Here is a 15,798-nt window from a genome sequence, read left to right as displayed (position 1 = left end):
CAGTTATGAAGATTCAGGACAGAAAAATCATTCATACAGATGTTTTAATCATAGGAGGCGGAACTGCCGGATGTTATGCAGCTCTTACCATAAGAGAACAGTCTAAACTGTCTGTGGTGATTGCAGAAAAAGCGAATATCAAACGAAGTGGCTGTCTAGCAGCAGGAGTAAATGCCATCAATGCATATATCGTGAAGGGGCGTAAACCACAAGATTATGTCGATTATGCGAAAAAGGATGCAGACGGTATTGTGAGAGAAGATTTGCTTCTTACCATGTCGGAAGGACTGAATCGGGTAACAGCAAAGCTGGAGCAGCTGGGACTTGTGATTTTGAAAGATGAAAATGGAGAGTATGTGGCGAGAGGAAACCGAAACATCAAAATTAACGGTGAAAATATTAAACCGATTTTAGCAGATGCAGTAAAGCAGTTGGAAGATGTAACGGTCATCAATCACTTAAATATTACAGATTATATTGTGAAAAATAATCAGATTTTAGGAGCATTTGGATTCGATATCGAAAATGGAATCGCTTATGAGATACGAGCAAAGGCAGTGATTTGTGCCACCGGAGGAGCCTCTGGATTATACAAGCCAAACAATCCGGGATTTTCCAGACATAAGATGTGGTATCCGCCGTTTAACACTGGAGCCGGATATGCTATGGGAATTCGTGCCGGAGCAGAAATGACTACCTTCGAGATGCGGTTTATTGCTTTAAGATGTAAAGATACCATTGCTCCGACAGGAACCATTGCTCAGGGAGTAGGAGCCAAGCAGATCAATGCATTGGGTGAAGTGTATGAGAATAAATACGGACTTACTACTTCCCAACGTGTCTATGGAACCGTAAAAGAGAATCTGGAAGGACGAGGACCTTGTTATCTTCGAACAGAAGGTATTACCGAAAAACAGGATGAAGAGTTATTAAAGGCATACCTTAACATGGCACCTAGCCAGACATTGAAGTGGATAGAGGCGGGAAAGAATCCAAGTCAGCAGAATGTTGAAATCGAGGGAACAGAGCCATATGTAGTAGGCGGTCATACTGCCAGTGGTTATTGGGTAGATACCAATCGTGAGACTACCATTCGAGGATTATATGCAGCAGGAGATGTGGCAGGTGGATGTCCGCAGAAGTATGTAACAGGTGCTTTGGTAGAGGGTGAGATTGCAGCAGAATCCATTATCCATAAAAGTAAAGAGCCGACAGAAAGCTTGACAGAGCAGGAAGAAGAACAGCTCTTGAAGGAAAAAACAGAAGAATACAATCGTATCTTAAGTTTTGAAAATCCTGTTTTCACGGTGGAGCAGCTAGAGGAAGCCATGCAGAAAGTAATGGACACTTACGCAGGTGGAATTGGCAGTCACTATCAGTTCAATGAAAAACAACTTTCTCTGGCAGAGGAAAAAATCAATCAGATTGAGCAGTTAGCAGAAGGCCTTGCAGCAGAAGACATGCATGAGTTGATGTTTGTCTATGAGTTAAAAGAACGGCTTACGGTATGTAAAGTATTGATTGCACACTTGAGAGCAAGAAAGGAAACCAGATGGCACAGTTTTGCTGAAAATCTGGATTACCCGGAAAAAAGCGAGGAATGGTTAAAATACGTCAATTCCAAAATGGAAAATGGAAAAGTAAAAATGATTTTCCGTGAACTGGTGAAGGGAGGAGAGACCTATGAGCATAGTAATCAATAAGGAAAAATGTGTGGGATGCCGAATGTGTACCCAGGTATGTCCGGGAAGTCTCATTAAACTTGACCAGGAAGGAAAGGCATATATCAAATACCCAAAAGATTGTTGGGGATGTGTCTCTTGCGTAAAGGAATGTAAGAAAGATGCCATTGATTTTTATCTGGGAGCAGATATCGGCGGCAGAGGAAGTAAAATGAGAGTAAAGAGTCAGGGAGATATGATTTACTGGAATATTGAAAGACCTGACGGTGAAATAGAAACCATAGAAATTGACAGGACAAAGTCCAACCAATATTAGAAAAGGAGAGCAGATATGAGTGAATTATCACATCTTGATGAATTAGAAGCAGAAGCTATTTATATCATTCGTGAGGTGGCGGCAGAATGCGAGAAACCTGTAATGTTATATTCGATTGGAAAGGACAGCTCCGTTATGCTTCATTTGGCGATGAAAGCCTTTTACCCGGAAAAACCACCTTTTCCATTCCTTCATGTAAATACCACATGGAAATTTAAGGAAATGATAGAATTTCGTGACAGAGTCGCAAAGGAAAAGGGAATTGAGATGCTGGAGTACATTAACGAAGAAGGTGTAAAGCAGGGTATCAATCCTTTTGACCACGGTTCTGCCTATACAGATATTATGAAAACACAGGCATTGAAGCAGGCATTAAATAAATATGGATTTACCGCAGCATTTGGAGGCGGTAGACGTGATGAAGAAAAGTCCAGAGCCAAGGAACGAATTTTTTCTTTCCGAAATGAAGCACATGCATGGGACCCGAAGAACCAGAGACCGGAAATGTGGAAGTTGTATAATACCAAGATTCACAAGGGTGAAAGCATTCGAGTATTCCCTATTTCCAACTGGACAGAAAAGGATATCTGGCAGTACATCAAACGAGAAAATATTGATATTGTACCATTGTACTTCGCTAAGGAACGTCCGGTAGTATATCGGGATGGAAATATCATCATGGTGGATGATGACAGAATGAAGTTATTGCCTGGAGAGAAGATTGAGCATAAGAGTGTAAGATTCCGTACACTTGGCTGCTATCCATTGACCGGAGGATGTGAATCTACAGCAACCACCTTAGATGAAATCATTGAAGAGACGTTAAGTGCAGTGTCCTCTGAAAGAACTACCAGAGTAATTGATAGTGAAGAAGTCGGCAGCATGGAAAGAAGAAAAAGGGAGGGATATTTCTAAGATGAGCGGATTATTAAAATTTATTACCTGCGGAAGCGTAGATGATGGAAAGTCCACCTTAATCGGACATATTTTGTATGACGCCAAGCTGCTATATGCAGATCAGGAAAAGGCGTTGGAATTAGACAGTAAGGTAGGAAGTCGAGGCGGAGCTATTGACTATTCTCTATTGTTAGATGGTTTGATGGCAGAAAGAGAACAGGGAATTACCATAGATGTAGCATATCGTTACTTTACCACAGATAACCGAAGCTTTATTGTAGCAGATACACCGGGACATGAAGAATACACCAGAAACATGGCAGTAGGAGCATCCTTCGCAGATTTAGCAGTTATTCTTGTAGATGCAAAACAGGGAGTTCTGGTACAGACCAGAAGACATGCAAGAATCTGCTCTTTGATGGGAATTCGTTACTTTGTATTTGCAGTAAATAAAATGGACTTGGTAGGATATGATGAAAATCGTTTTAAGGAAATTAAAGCACAGATTGATGAACTTACCAAAGAACTGGAACTTGCCAGTGTAGAGATTATTCCGGTATCTGCAACGGAGGGTGACAATGTAACAAAGAAATCCGAACACACGCCATGGTATACAGGAGAAGCATTACTGAGTTACTTAGAGCAGGTAGACGTATCGGAAAAATCGAAGGAAGAAGGATTTTATTTGCCGGTACAGCGTGTGTGCCGTCCAAACCATACCTTCCGTGGATTCCAGGGACAGGTAGAATCAGGAAGTATCCGGGTAGGAGATGTGGTTACTACCTTGCCAAGCCGAGAAGAAGCAAAGGTAAAAAGTATTCTGGTAGGCGATAAGGAAAGTCAGAGTGCTGAGAAAGGAAAACCGGTTACGATTCAGCTGGATAAAGAAGTGGATGTTTCCAGAGGTTGTGTATTGGTAAATGGAAGTAATCTTCCGGTAAGCAACCAGATTGCAGTAACACTTTTGTGGATGGACGATGAAGAACTGGTAATTGGAAAGGATTATCTGGTAAAGCTTGGAACAAGACAGATACCGGGTGTGCTGACCGGAATCAAGCATAAAGTAGATGTAAATACCGGAGAATTTTTAGATGCAGACCGTTTGGTGAAAAATGAAATTGCATTGTGTGAGATTTCCTTACAGGAAAATATCGTTGTAGATACTTTTAAACATCATAAAACATTAGGCGAGTTGATTTTAATTGACCGTATTACCAATATGACTTCAGCCTGCGGTGTAGTAGAAGAAGTGAAGCAGGGACAGGAAGATGGAATCTATTCATTCATATCAGGTGACATTAAGGCAAGAGGCGATGTTTTTGAAGAATTCTATTATAACATGGAGAGTCTGAACATTGCTAAGGCGAAACCGGTAAAGGATGTTTATACAGTAGGAGATACTATCCCGGTAAAGGGTGAGAGTTATCACTATCCGGATAATTTCGATATTTTAGTGCTTCGTGACAAAGTGGCAGTAGAAATTCGTGAAGAAAAAGTAGCTGCAATTAAATCACTTTCAGAATATGATTACAGCGGATATCCATTAGTAAATGGAAGAGGATTTGCAATCAGAGTAGAATCCAGAGAGCAGTATCAGGAATTCATTGCAGACTTTGGAAAAACCGGAGAGAATCCGGATGCAGAGCTTTTGGATAAGTGGATGAAATTTGAAATCTACAGGAGCATTACATTCCATGATAACTTCTGGATTATTTAAGGAGGTAGCAGATAGATGACAGAATCGACGGGATTTAATACCTCGCTTTTACATAGCTGTATCGAAGGCGATAAGAGTACCGGGGCAACACTGACTCCTATTTATCAGTCCAGTGCCTTTTATCAGCCTTCTGCCAGCCAACATGAAAAATTATTTCACAATCAGGCACCGGGATATTCCTATACAAGAATTGGAAATCCTACCATTACCGCTTTTGAAGAGCGGATGACAAAATTGGAGGGCGGCGTTGCATCTATCGCCTGTGCTTCGGGGATGGCGGCATTGACCAATGCCCTGTTAAATATTTTACAGGCCGGAGATGAAATTATCTCCAGTGCCAGCCTGTATGGTGGCAGCATTGATTTGTTCCGGGATTTGGAAGCCTTTGGGATACATACGATTTATGTGAAAAATAATGACTGGGAACAGATAGAACAGAGTATTACAGAAAAGACCAGAGTTTTTTTTGCAGAAACCATTGGTAATCCAAGGCTGGATGTAACAGATATTCGGACATTGAGTGAACTGGCACATAAACATGGATTGCCCCTTATCATGGATAACACAGTGGCAACGGCGTATCTGGTAAAACCTCTGGAACTTGGAGCAGATGTTGTAATCAATTCTACATCCAAGTATATCAATGGCCATAGCGATGCCATCAGTGGTGTCATTAACGATAGCGGAAATTTTACTTGGGATGCGGAAAAGTATCCGGGAATGAAGGAATACAAAAAGTTTGGAAAATTTGCTTACACAGCAAAACTGAGGAATGGGTTGTTCCGAAATACAGGAGCCTGTATGGCACCACAGACAGCTTATTATAATCTGTTAGGAATGGAAACACTGGGACTTCGGATGGAGCGGGAATGTGAAAATGCTTTTAAACTTGCAGAATATCTGGATGGGATTGATGGAATTGAAGTCAATTATCCGGGACTGGAAAAAAGTCCGTGGCATCAATTGGCAAAGAAACAACTTTCCCGTGGATTTGGTGCAATTTTGACCATACGGGTAGGAAGCAAAGAACGGGCATTTTCCATTATAGATAACTTGAAAATACCGATGATTGTTTCAAATATCGGTGACACCAAGTCGCTGGTGATTCATCCGGAATCTACCCTGAATGTACATAGTACAGAGGAAGAAAAGACAAATGCCGGTGTATTTGATGATTTGATTCGGATTAGTGTAGGAATTGAAGATATTGAAGATTTAATTGCTGATTTTAAGCAAGCAATTGAAAAGAGTCCATTATAAAAAGGGATACGAAAGGAGAAAAGGAATGGCAGTTGATTATGCAGCATTAAAAAAAGGCGGATTCATGCGTCAGAAACAGAAAAATAATTTTTCTTTGAGAGTAAAGGTAGTCGGTGGTAACTTAACTACGGAAAACTTAAGAATCATTGCAGAGGTTGCAGAAAAATATGGAGATGGTCATGTACATCTCACCTCTAGACAGAGTGTAGAGATTCCATTCATTAAAGTAGATGACGTGGAAGCAGTGAAGGCAGAATTGGCAAAAGGCGGATGCAGACCGGGAATCTGTGGTCCACGTGTTCGTACTGTAACTGCCTGTCAGGGATCTGAAATTTGTCCAAGTGGAAATATTGATACATATCATATTGCCCAGATACTGGATGAGAAGTATTTTGCAAGAGAGTTGCCTCATAAGTTCAAGTTTGGCGTTACCGGATGTCAGAACAACTGTTTAAAGGCAGAGGAAAATGATGTGGGAATTAAGGGTGCCCAAATTGTAAACTGGAAGAAAGAAGACTGCATTATGTGCGGTGTTTGTGAAAAGGCATGCCGTGAGGGAGCCATTTCTATTCAGGATGGTGAAATCAAGCTGGATAGGGAAAAATGTAATTACTGTGGCAGATGTGTAAAATCATGTCCAACAGATGCATGGGAAGGACAGCAGGGATACATTGTATCTTTCGGAGGACTTTTCGGCAATCAGATTAACAAGGGAGAATCCTTACTTCCGGTGATTACATCAGAAGAGCAGTTGCTTCGCGTAACAGATGCGGCAATTCAGTTCTTTGATGATAATGCCAATCCGGGAGAACGTTTTAAGTTCACGATTGACAGAGTAGGTGTTGATAAATTACAGAAAGTGTTAGAGGAGGCGTACAATGGCTGAGTTTGAAATTGATGAAAGAGTAGATATTACCGATGTGGTTTGCCCAATGACTTTTGTAAAGGCAAAGGTAGCAATGGAGGAATTAGAAATTGGACAGGTTCTTGCTGTTACTATGAATGATGGTGAACCGGTGCAGAATGTACCAAGAAGCTTTAAGGAAGAAGGTCAGCAGATTCTTAAATTGATTGATAACGGGAACGGAACTTATGACCTTATTGTAAAGAAGTTAGAAGACTAAGGAGGAAATCATGGCAGCGAGAGTAAATCAAGAGCAGTTTGAACAGGAAGTACTGAAAAGTGCGATTCCGGTACTGGCAGAATTTTATTCTGATTCCTGTATTCCATGTAAGCAGTTATCTCCCATTTTAGGGGATATTGAGGATGATTACGAAGATAAGCTTAAGGTTGTAAAAATCAATGTAAACTTTGATGCAGACCTGGCAGCGGAATATGAGGTAATGGCATCGCCTACTGTTTTATTTTTCAAGGATGGCGCTGAGGTGAATCGAACCCGAGGCTTGGTAAAAAAAGAAGAATTGGAAACAATTATCAAATCATTGATATAAGAAAAATTATAACTATTTAGAAAAAGTGGAGGAAAGAAATGAAAGCAATAATCGCAGGAGTAAACAAAGAAATCGCAGAAGGAACAACAATTGCAAAGTTAATCGTGGACGAAAAGGTAGAAAATGCAGAATATGTTACAGTTACTCTGAATGAGGAGTTTCTGGATAGAGCAGCTTTTGAAACCACAGTAATCAAAGAAGGAGATAATATTGAATTCTTGTATTTCATGGGAGGAGGGGCTTTTTAATGGCATTTACAAATGAACAAATGGAGCGTTACTCCAGACATATTATTTTGCAGGAGGTAGGCGTAAAAGGGCAGAAGAAGCTGTTAAACAGTAAGGTTCTTATTATCGGTGCCGGTGGACTTGGAGCTCCGGCAGCAATGTATCTTGCGGCAGCAGGAGTTGGAACAATCGGAATTGCCGATGCGGATGAGGTAGATTTGTCTAACCTTCAGAGACAGATTATCCATGCTACAAAGGATGTAGGAAAAGCAAAGGTAAAATCCGCAAAAGAAACGATTAATGAGATGAATCCGGATGTAACTGTAAATACATATCGTACTTTTGTTACATCAGAAAATATCATGGATTTGATAAAAGACTATGACTTTATTATTGATGGAACAGACAATTTCCCGGCAAAGTTCTTGATTAACGATGCATGTGTTATGGCGAAAAAACCATTTTCCCATGCAGGAATCATCCGTTTCCAGGGACAGCTTATGACTTATGTTCCGGGAGAAGGACCATGCTATCGTTGTGTATTCAAGAATCCACCGCCAAAGGATGCGGTTCCGACCTGTAAGCAGGCCGGCGTTATAGGCGCTATGGGTGGTGTTATCGGAAGCCTTCAGGCTATGGAAGCAATTAAATATATCGTAGGTGTAGGCGAATTGTTGACAGGAAAATTGTTGACCTATGATGCGTTAAAAATGGAATTTCGTACCGTAAAGTTGCCAAAACATGTGCCGGATTGCGGTATTTGCGGAGATCATCCTACTATAACAGAGTTAATCGACTACGAACAGGTAGAATGTGACGGAAAATAAAATCATCAAGGAGGAGAACTATGTTATTTTTGAAACAGCAGGATTATAAAAAAATACTAGAGCATTGCGAAAAAGGACTTCCAAATGAAGCATGCGGTCTTATAGGCGGCAGAAAAGAGGGAGAAAATCAATATGTAGAAAAGGTATATCTGCTGACAAATGTGGATGAGAGCAGGGAGCATTTTTCTATGGATCCCAAGGAACAGTTTGCCGCAGTAAAGGATATGCGTACCAATGGCTATGAGCCTCTTGGAAACTTCCATTCTCATCCGGAATCTCCTTCTAGACCTTCCGAAGAGGATAAGCGCCTTGCATATGATTCTAAAGCAAACTACCTTATCCTTTCGCTAATGGAAGAGGGAAATCCAATTCTTAAAGCATTTCGAATTGATGAAGAGAAAAATGTAACAATAGAGCCTATTGAAATATTTGACGAACTTCCAAATAAATGATAATATTTAAGAAATATTATACTTAAGTTAGGAGACTTAAGTTTTGGGAGAAGAGGACAGTGAAAGAAGAACTATTCCAGCCGAAAGAATTGAAAAGACAGCGGATTACTGACTGCCTTACAGAGGCTGTCAAGGTGCCTTTGTGTGTTGTACAGGCATCCGCAGGAATGGGAAAGAAAACTGCTGTACGAGATTTTTTTGAGGAAACAGGAGTAAGATATTTTTGGTATTTGTTAAAAGAGAACGAATACGATGATGAATGGTTAGGAAAGCGAATTGCAGAGGTTCTGGATCCCGAAGGGGAGAAAGATAGGAGGGAATTTTTGGAAATTCGTTTTCCACAGACATCAGAGGAGAGACAGGAATTTATCAATCAACTAAGTCAGAATATACAAGAAGATTTAGTTGTAGTAATTGAAGATAAATATCAGAGTAACCACAGTGAAGAATTTGACCTTTTACTGGAGGATATTGCAGAGGCAGAATTGGAGCATTTGCATATCATATTAATTTGCCAGAAAATGTCAGGTTTTCGTTGTGGTAAATTGATTTTGAATAGAAAATGCAATGTAATTCGTAAAAACGTATTGAGTTTTACAGAAGAGGAAATTGGTGCATATTTCAGAATTAATGGAATTGATTTGTCCTTTAAGGAAAGAAAAGCAATCTATCAATATACAGAAGGATGGACTTCTGTAATCTGCTTGATTTTGTTGGATTATGTGCGGACCGGAAGGTTAAACAGTTACTTTAGTGCGTGGAATTTTATGAAAGAGCTTGTTTTTGATACATTATCAGAAACAGAGCGTGATATTATCATGAAATTGTCACCATTGGAGAACTTTACGTTGCAAGAAGCTATTTATGTAACACAGATGCCGGAGTGTCAGATAGAACTCCAGAATTGTGCGTTGGAGACGAATTTTATGGAGTACGATATGGTTCCACGAACATTTCGTCTTCATCATTTACTGCGTCTCATTGCGGAAAAAGAGTATACTGACAGAGGAAATTCGGTAGAGGAAGTTTGGAGACGTTCTGCTATGTGGCATGAGCAGCAAGGCAATGGAACAGAAGCCATTAATATTTATATGAGGATTGGAGCGGTAGAACAAGTTTTTAGGGTATTAGAAAAAGATAATACGTTAGAAATTTATAAATCCGCACCTAAGGTTTTTGAAAACTTTTTTAAAGAGATAGAGGTATCCCAGAAGATAGAACATTTAAAGGCGTACTTAATATACATCTATTATTGGGAAGTATATGGAAATAAAGAAAATGCCCGTAAGGATTTTGAACAGACAGAATATTGGTTTTTGGAACAGGGGATGGATAAACAGCCGCAGAATAAACGAATATATGGTGAGATGTTGATTATGCGTAGCATTATGAGCATTGACCATATCGGAGAGATGGCGGAGACGATTCAAAAAGCTTATGAGGTATTAGAGGGAAAACCATCTGAGATATTTGATAAGCGTTTTATTGCTATGTACATGGTTCCGGAACTTTATGGGATTCATTATAGTGAAGCTGGTAAATTGCTGTTTTCTATCGAGAAAATAAAGAAATTCAGTAGATATTACTTAGTATTGGTGAATGCAAAAGATTCCGGTTGGGAATGGATGGCAGAGGGTGAATATCACTACTTGATGGGGAATATTCAGCAAGCTGTTGAGATTAGCGAGATTGCTTTTCAAAAGGCATGCTTTCGAAAGGAAGCAGCAGCAATCATAAGTACAGCTTTCTTAAAAATGAAGTGTTACATTTATCTTGGTAAGTATACAGAACTGGTAGAATGCTTAGAAGTGTTAGAAGAAACGGTAAGGGGAATAGATAAAAAAGAGACGATTACAGTTCTTTATGATTTGGTAAAAGGATATATTAAGCAATGCATGGGAGAACCGGGAATCCCGGAATGGCTTAAAAATTATGAACTTATTCCGTATAATAACTATTTAAAAATCACTTGCGCAGGAACGATTACCTATGGCAGAATCCTGATAGAAGAGGGAAAGTATGCTCATTTGACCGCGATTGCAGAGGATATGATGGAGTATCGGGAGTGGAGTTCCAGTTGTTATCTGAGAATTAAAGGTGGAATTTATCTGACAATCGCAAAGTACCATCTTTTTGGGGAAGAAGCTGCAGGGGAAGAATTGGAAAAGGTTCTTAAGATAGCTCAGAAGGATGAACTGATTGGACTATTTATGGAAAATGCAGGAGAACTTTTGCCTATTTTGAAGCTGGTACAGGAAAAAGAAATTGATAAGGAATACCTGAAAAAAGTAATATTCCATTGTCAGCAGTATCAGACCGGATTGAGTCGGATTCAGAATAAGGGAGAAGGTCCAAAAGAAGCAGGATTGCTGACGGAACGAGAACTTGAGATACTTCAGCTTGTAAAGACCGGGTATAAGAACGGAGAAATTGGAAAAACTTTGAACATAGCGACTGTAACAGTGGAAAAGGCATTATCTAATATATATCGAAAGTTAAACGTGAAAGGGAGAGCAGAAGCAGTAAAGAAACTAGAAAAAATATTGTAATCTCCATACCTAAACCCTCTTTGCTTTATATGGAGTCCCATAATAGAAAAATATGGAAGTTTCATGTATAATAAAGAAGAATTTTGTGAAAGAGGGGTTTCCTGATATCTATGAGGGGGATATCAGGAAATGAAAATTAGGGCGAGTATTTCAAGCATAGAGTTAGGAGCGTTACAGAATGTAATGCTCCTTTTTGGTATATAATTATCATGTATGAAAGAAAAAACACACAAAGTATATTGTATGTAGTATACTGTATACAAGAAAACGAGGAATGAAACAGCAAGATTTTAGAAACACTACAAATACGGTACCAAATAACAAATTCAACATAGAAAGAAGGAATTTATATGGAAAAATTTCAAGTGGAAAAAGATTGTGGATGTGTAAATTTAAGAAAAGTGGCAATGATTGGTTGTGGTTTTGTAGGTTCAGCTTCTGCATTTAGTTTGATGCAGAGTGGATTATTTTCTGAAATGGTGTTGATTGATGCCGATAAGAAAAAAGCAGAGGGAGAAGCTCTGGATATTAGTCATGGAGTACCGTTTGCAAGACCAATGAAAATTTATGCAGGAGATTATGATGATATTGTAGATGCAGCTATTATTATCATTACTGCCGGAGCAAATCAGAAGCCGGACGAGACTCGCCTGGACTTGGTTCATAAAAATATTGGAATTTTTAAGTCTATTATTCCGGAAATTGCCAAGCGTGACTGCAAAGGAATTTTGCTAGTGGTATCTAATCCGGTAGACATACTCACTTATACGGCATTGAAGTTGAGTGGATTTGAAGAAAACAGAGTTATCGGTTCCGGTACAGTATTGGATACTGCACGACTGAAATATATGTTAGGAGAGCATTTACAGGTAGATAGCCGAAGTGTACATGCATTTATTATTGGAGAGCATGGTGACAGTGAAATAGCAGCATGGAGCAGTGCTAATGTGTCCGGAATTGCAGTAGATGATTTTTGCGAAATGCGCGGACATTATCAGCATGATGAGGCAACAGAAATGATTGCTGAAAAAGTAAAGAACAGTGCTTATGACATTATTTCGAAAAAGCATGCAACCTATTATGGAATTGCCATGGCTGTTCGAAGAATCTGTGAGGCCATTTTGCGTGACGAAAAATCCATTCTTCCTATCTCTAGTATGATGCACGGAGAATATGGGATTGAAGATATCGTACTTTCTATGCCTGCAATCGTAGGAAAGCACGGAATAGAAAATAGAGTGCCGATTTCCCTGGACCAGGATGAAATAAGAAGGTTGAAAGAATCTGCAGATATATTAAAAGATATTTTACGTCAGAATGATTTGTAAAAAGAAATAGAAGGGGGAAAACATGGACTTTCCCATGAAAACGTGATAAAATAATGAGAAATGTCGGACAAAGGAGCAGAATATGAAAAAAGGAATTTTGTTTGATTTAGATGGAACATTATGGGATTCTTCTGAGGAAGTGGCTTTTTCGTGGATGAAAGCATTGGAACAGCGTTCAGATGTGGAAAAAGAGATTACCATGGAAGATATCCAGAACGTTATGGGAAAGACCATGAAAGACATTGCTGATATTCTCTTCGAGGAGTATGATTCTGAAAAACGGCAGGAATTGTTGGAACATTGCTGTGAGGTAGAGAGAGAATATATTCGAACTCATGGTGGTAAGTTGTTTGAAGGATTGGAAGAAACCTTGAAGGAATTGAAGGAAGAGGGATATCATCTTTATATTGTAAGTAATTGTCAGGTGGGATATATTGAGGCATTTTTAGAATATCATAAGCTGGGAAAATATTTTGATGATTTTGAGAGTTATGGTGGAACCGGTCGGCCAAAGGGCGAGAATATTCGATTAGTGGCAGACCGGAATCATCTGGACAAGGCGGTTTATGTAGGAGATATTCAGGGCGATTACGATGCTACTATGCAGGCAGGACTTCCTTTTATCCATGCAAGAACAGGGTATGGAACAGTAAATGCAGATGTTCCGTTTATCCAGAAACTTTCAGAACTACCAAAAACAGTAAAAGAACTTTTAGGAGAATAAGGAGCGCTATTATGGAAAAAATTGCAAGTTTTACCATTGACCATATAAAATTGGAACCGGGAATTTATGTTTCCAGAAAGGACCATGTAGGGGCAGAGGTGATTACTACCTTTGACCTTCGTATGACTAGTCCAAATGATGAGCCAGTGATGAATACAGCGGAGGTACATACCTTAGAGCATCTTGGGGCAACGTTTTTACGAAATGATCCGGAATATAAAGACAAGGTTATTTACTTTGGTCCTATGGGATGTCGTACCGGATTCTATTTGCTATTGGCAGGAGATTATGAGTCCAAGGACATCGTGAAACTGGTAACAAATATGTATGAATTTATGAGAGATTTTAAGGGAGAAGTTCCGGGAGCCAGTGCAAAAGACTGTGGAAACTATCTGGATATGAATCTGGGTATGGCAAATTATCTTGCAAAACGCTATTTGGAAAATACATTATATGGAATTGATGAGAAACATCTGGTATATCCGGAGTAGAAGTTTGGCATAATAGAAGGAGAGAACACATGAAAAGAGTTGGAATTATTGGTGCTATGGCGCTGGAAGTAGAGGAACTGAAGAGTAAGATGGAAATTACTCGTAAGGAAGAGAGAGCCTCTATGGAATTTTTAGAGGGAATGTTAAACGGAACAGATGTGGTAATTGTACAAAGTGGGATCGGAAAAGTAAATGCAGCACTTTGTACTCAGATTTTATGTGATATGTTTGACGTAACCCATATTATTAATACCGGAGTGGCAGGTTCGTTGAAAAATGAAATCAATATTGGAGATATTGTAGTATCTACAGATGCACTTCATCATGATGTAGATGTAAGAGTATTTGGTTATCCGTTGGGAGAAGTTCCTCAGATGGGATGTCTTGCGTTTCCGGCAGATGAGAAGTTGAATGCACTTGCAGTGGAATGTTGCAAGGAAGTGAACAAGGATATTTCCGTATATAGCGGAAGAATTGTCAGTGGAGACCAATTCATTAGTGACAAGCAGGTGAAGGACAACATTATTTCTAATTTTGACGGATTCTGTGTGGAGATGGAAGGAGCTTCTATCGCCCATGCAGCTTATTTGAATCATGTACCATTTGTAATTATCCGTGCTATTTCGGATAAGGCGGATGATAGTGCAGAAATGGATTATCCAACTTTTGAAAAAGCAGCAGCAGCTCATTCAGCAGCATTAGTAGAACATATGCTTCCAATGATTTAAGAGTAGGAAGAAAGATAGGGGATGTTAGAATGGCAGGAAGCCATATTGCAATTCCTACGATATTAAAAGTAGGAAAGGGAACATTAGGAAATCTGGGAATGTATCTTCGAACCAATGGTATGAAAAATGCAGTAATCTATTTTGGAAATGGTTTGATTGATATGTTTGGAACCATGGTAATGCAGTCCTTGAAAGAAGAAGGAATAAAGGTGCTGGAATATCGCGAGTTGGATTCTATCCAAATTGAAGATATTATTGAATTGGCATTTTCCATTGATGTAAAGACACAGGTCATTGTAGGAATCGGTGGCGGGAAAGTGATTGATGCTGCAAAATATGCGGCATATTTGCGTAAGATTCCGTTTATCAGTGTTCCGACTTCGGCTTCCAGCGATGGATTTTCTAGTGCCAGTGCATCTCTTTTAGTAGATGGCAGAAGAAATTCTGTACCTGCAAGAATGGCATATGGTATCATTGCAGATACGGATATTATTAAAAGTGCACCGGAAAAGTTTCTTTATTCCGGAATCGGTGATTTGGTATCAAAAATAACCGCGCTTTATGACTGGGTATATGAGGATGAAAATGGATATACGGTGTTGAATGATTTTGCTATGATGATTGCCAAGAAGGCAGTAAACAGCTTTGTGCGAACACCTTTTGAGAGTATTCAGGATGATTTGTTTTTGAGAGAACTTTTGGATTCCCTTGCCATGAGTGGTATTGCAAATGAAATTGCAGGAAGCAGTGCTCCTACCAGTGGAAGTGAACATCTGATTTCGCATGCATTGGATAAGATGTTGGAAACACCGCAACTCCATGGAATACAGGTGGGGGTTGCCACTTATATCATGAGTCTGGTACAGAATCATCGTTATAAGAGAGTAAATACTATATTTACTGATACGGGATTCTGGGATTATGTGGAGACTTTGGAATTGAAACGGGAAGATTATGAGAGAGCTATTGACCTTGCGCCCTCTATAAAACCTTATCGTCATACTTATCTTCATGAAGATAAGTATCGTGAACAGGCAAAACAGTTATTGCGTGAAGATGAAGTGCTCAAACGAATCTTGAAATAGGATTAGAAGATAACATATAAAAAGAGTTGCCAATAAAAATGGCAACTCTTTTGTACATTGAAT

17 protein-coding genes are annotated in these 15,798 nt (G+C 39.4%); all 17 read left to right on the top strand.

The window, feature by feature from the left end:
- Positions 1–5: 5 nt before the first annotated feature.
- The 17 genes from BIV20_RS11260 (at position 6) to BIV20_RS11180 (ending at position 15,735) form a co-directional block, all read left to right on the top strand.
- The gene (locus BIV20_RS11260; RefSeq protein ID WP_075720827.1) at positions 6–1,703 is read left to right on the top strand and encodes an adenylyl-sulfate reductase subunit alpha; all 1,698 of its coding nucleotides are present in this window, start codon (positions 6–8) and stop codon (positions 1,701–1,703) included.
- Entirely contained in the window at positions 1,684–1,998 is a 315-nt protein-coding gene (locus tag BIV20_RS11255; protein WP_075720826.1) for a 4Fe-4S dicluster domain-containing protein, read from the top strand. Before BIV20_RS11260 ends, BIV20_RS11255 begins: the two co-directional genes overlap by 20 nt.
- Positions 1,999–2,013: 15 nt before the next feature.
- Positions 2,014–2,913: a sulfate adenylyltransferase subunit CysD gene (cysD, locus tag BIV20_RS11250; protein ID WP_075720825.1), complete on the top strand. Its 900-nt coding sequence runs from the start codon at positions 2,014–2,016 to the stop codon at positions 2,911–2,913.
- Position 2,914: 1 nt separating this feature from the next.
- On the top strand, positions 2,915–4,612 hold the full coding sequence (locus BIV20_RS11245) for a sulfate adenylyltransferase subunit 1 (protein ID WP_075720824.1): 1,698 nt from the start codon (positions 2,915–2,917) through the stop codon (positions 4,610–4,612).
- A gap of 15 nt (positions 4,613–4,627) precedes the next feature.
- Positions 4,628–5,872 carry an O-acetylhomoserine aminocarboxypropyltransferase/cysteine synthase family protein gene (locus BIV20_RS11240; RefSeq protein ID WP_075720823.1) on the top strand — a complete coding sequence of 415 codons (1,245 nt, stop codon included), beginning with the start codon at positions 4,628–4,630 and terminating at the stop codon, positions 5,870–5,872.
- Positions 5,873–5,897: 25 nt separating this feature from the next.
- Positions 5,898–6,758 (top strand): 4Fe-4S binding protein, encoded by an 861-nt coding sequence (locus tag BIV20_RS11235; protein ID WP_075720822.1) that lies wholly within the window; start codon positions 5,898–5,900, stop codon positions 6,756–6,758.
- Entirely contained in the window at positions 6,751–6,996 is a 246-nt protein-coding gene (locus BIV20_RS11230; RefSeq protein ID WP_075720821.1) for a sulfurtransferase TusA family protein, read from the top strand. Before BIV20_RS11235 ends, BIV20_RS11230 begins: the two co-directional genes overlap by 8 nt.
- A 10-nt stretch (positions 6,997–7,006) precedes the next feature.
- Positions 7,007–7,324: a thioredoxin family protein gene (locus BIV20_RS11225; protein WP_075720820.1), complete on the top strand. Its 318-nt coding sequence runs from the start codon at positions 7,007–7,009 to the stop codon at positions 7,322–7,324.
- Positions 7,325–7,362: 38 nt separating this feature from the next.
- Positions 7,363–7,572 carry a sulfur carrier protein ThiS gene (thiS, locus tag BIV20_RS11220; protein WP_075720819.1) on the top strand — a complete coding sequence of 70 codons (210 nt, stop codon included), beginning with the start codon at positions 7,363–7,365 and terminating at the stop codon, positions 7,570–7,572.
- Positions 7,572–8,378 carry a thiazole biosynthesis adenylyltransferase ThiF gene (gene thiF / locus BIV20_RS11215; protein ID WP_075720818.1) on the top strand — a complete coding sequence of 269 codons (807 nt, stop codon included), beginning with the start codon at positions 7,572–7,574 and terminating at the stop codon, positions 8,376–8,378. Before thiS ends, thiF begins: the two co-directional genes overlap by 1 nt.
- A gap of 20 nt (positions 8,379–8,398) precedes the next feature.
- Positions 8,399–8,830 (top strand): M67 family metallopeptidase, encoded by a 432-nt coding sequence (locus BIV20_RS11210; RefSeq protein WP_075720817.1) that lies wholly within the window; start codon positions 8,399–8,401, stop codon positions 8,828–8,830.
- A gap of 59 nt (positions 8,831–8,889) precedes the next feature.
- A complete protein-coding gene (locus BIV20_RS11205) occupies positions 8,890–11,379 on the top strand; it encodes a helix-turn-helix transcriptional regulator (RefSeq protein WP_075720816.1) in 2,490 nt (829 codons plus the stop codon).
- A gap of 350 nt (positions 11,380–11,729) precedes the next feature.
- Positions 11,730–12,707 carry an L-lactate dehydrogenase gene (locus BIV20_RS11200; RefSeq protein ID WP_075720815.1) on the top strand — a complete coding sequence of 326 codons (978 nt, stop codon included), beginning with the start codon at positions 11,730–11,732 and terminating at the stop codon, positions 12,705–12,707.
- A gap of 82 nt (positions 12,708–12,789) precedes the next feature.
- Positions 12,790–13,431: an HAD family hydrolase gene (locus BIV20_RS11195; protein WP_075720814.1), complete on the top strand. Its 642-nt coding sequence runs from the start codon at positions 12,790–12,792 to the stop codon at positions 13,429–13,431.
- A gap of 11 nt (positions 13,432–13,442) precedes the next feature.
- Positions 13,443–13,922 carry an S-ribosylhomocysteine lyase gene (locus BIV20_RS11190; RefSeq protein ID WP_075720813.1) on the top strand — a complete coding sequence of 160 codons (480 nt, stop codon included), beginning with the start codon at positions 13,443–13,445 and terminating at the stop codon, positions 13,920–13,922.
- 29 nt (positions 13,923–13,951) lie between these two features.
- Positions 13,952–14,650, top strand: a complete 699-nt coding sequence (locus BIV20_RS11185) for a 5'-methylthioadenosine/adenosylhomocysteine nucleosidase (protein ID WP_075720812.1) — start codon at positions 13,952–13,954, stop codon at positions 14,648–14,650.
- Positions 14,651–14,679: 29 nt separating this feature from the next.
- Positions 14,680–15,735 carry an iron-containing alcohol dehydrogenase family protein gene (locus BIV20_RS11180; RefSeq protein ID WP_075720811.1) on the top strand — a complete coding sequence of 352 codons (1,056 nt, stop codon included), beginning with the start codon at positions 14,680–14,682 and terminating at the stop codon, positions 15,733–15,735.
- The last annotated feature ends 63 nt before the right edge of the window (positions 15,736–15,798 follow it).

This window comes from Roseburia sp. 499 (assembly GCF_001940225.2).
Lineage (GTDB): Bacteria > Bacillota > Clostridia > Lachnospirales > Lachnospiraceae > Petralouisia.
Note: the sequence above shows the minus strand (reverse complement) of the source record. Positions and strands in the feature narration are given on the sequence as shown.

What these genes read in the sequence shown, in the direction of transcription:
- thiF (WP_075720818.1), top strand. Translation starts at nt 7,572, where the DNA reads ATGGCATTTACAAATGAACAAATGGAGCGTTACTCCAGACATATTATT.
- BIV20_RS11190 (WP_075720813.1), top strand. Translation starts at nt 13,443, where the DNA reads ATGGAAAAAATTGCAAGTTTTACCATTGACCATATAAAATTGGAACCG.
- BIV20_RS11245 (WP_075720824.1), top strand. Translation starts at nt 2,915, where the DNA reads ATGAGCGGATTATTAAAATTTATTACCTGCGGAAGCGTAGATGATGGA.
- BIV20_RS11210 (WP_075720817.1), top strand. Translation starts at nt 8,399, where the DNA reads ATGTTATTTTTGAAACAGCAGGATTATAAAAAAATACTAGAGCATTGC.
- BIV20_RS11255 (WP_075720826.1), top strand. Translation starts at nt 1,684, where the DNA reads ATGAGCATAGTAATCAATAAGGAAAAATGTGTGGGATGCCGAATGTGT.
- BIV20_RS11185 (WP_075720812.1), top strand. Translation starts at nt 13,952, where the DNA reads ATGAAAAGAGTTGGAATTATTGGTGCTATGGCGCTGGAAGTAGAGGAA.
- thiS (WP_075720819.1), top strand. Translation starts at nt 7,363, where the DNA reads ATGAAAGCAATAATCGCAGGAGTAAACAAAGAAATCGCAGAAGGAACA.
- BIV20_RS11200 (WP_075720815.1), top strand. Translation starts at nt 11,730, where the DNA reads ATGGAAAAATTTCAAGTGGAAAAAGATTGTGGATGTGTAAATTTAAGA.
- BIV20_RS11195 (WP_075720814.1), top strand. Translation starts at nt 12,790, where the DNA reads ATGAAAAAAGGAATTTTGTTTGATTTAGATGGAACATTATGGGATTCT.
- BIV20_RS11230 (WP_075720821.1), top strand. Translation starts at nt 6,751, where the DNA reads ATGGCTGAGTTTGAAATTGATGAAAGAGTAGATATTACCGATGTGGTT.
- BIV20_RS11225 (WP_075720820.1), top strand. Translation starts at nt 7,007, where the DNA reads ATGGCAGCGAGAGTAAATCAAGAGCAGTTTGAACAGGAAGTACTGAAA.
- cysD (WP_075720825.1), top strand. Translation starts at nt 2,014, where the DNA reads ATGAGTGAATTATCACATCTTGATGAATTAGAAGCAGAAGCTATTTAT.
- BIV20_RS11180 (WP_075720811.1), top strand. Translation starts at nt 14,680, where the DNA reads ATGGCAGGAAGCCATATTGCAATTCCTACGATATTAAAAGTAGGAAAG.
- BIV20_RS11260 (WP_075720827.1), top strand. Translation starts at nt 6, where the DNA reads ATGAAGATTCAGGACAGAAAAATCATTCATACAGATGTTTTAATCATA.
- BIV20_RS11240 (WP_075720823.1), top strand. Translation starts at nt 4,628, where the DNA reads ATGACAGAATCGACGGGATTTAATACCTCGCTTTTACATAGCTGTATC.
- BIV20_RS11235 (WP_075720822.1), top strand. Translation starts at nt 5,898, where the DNA reads ATGGCAGTTGATTATGCAGCATTAAAAAAAGGCGGATTCATGCGTCAG.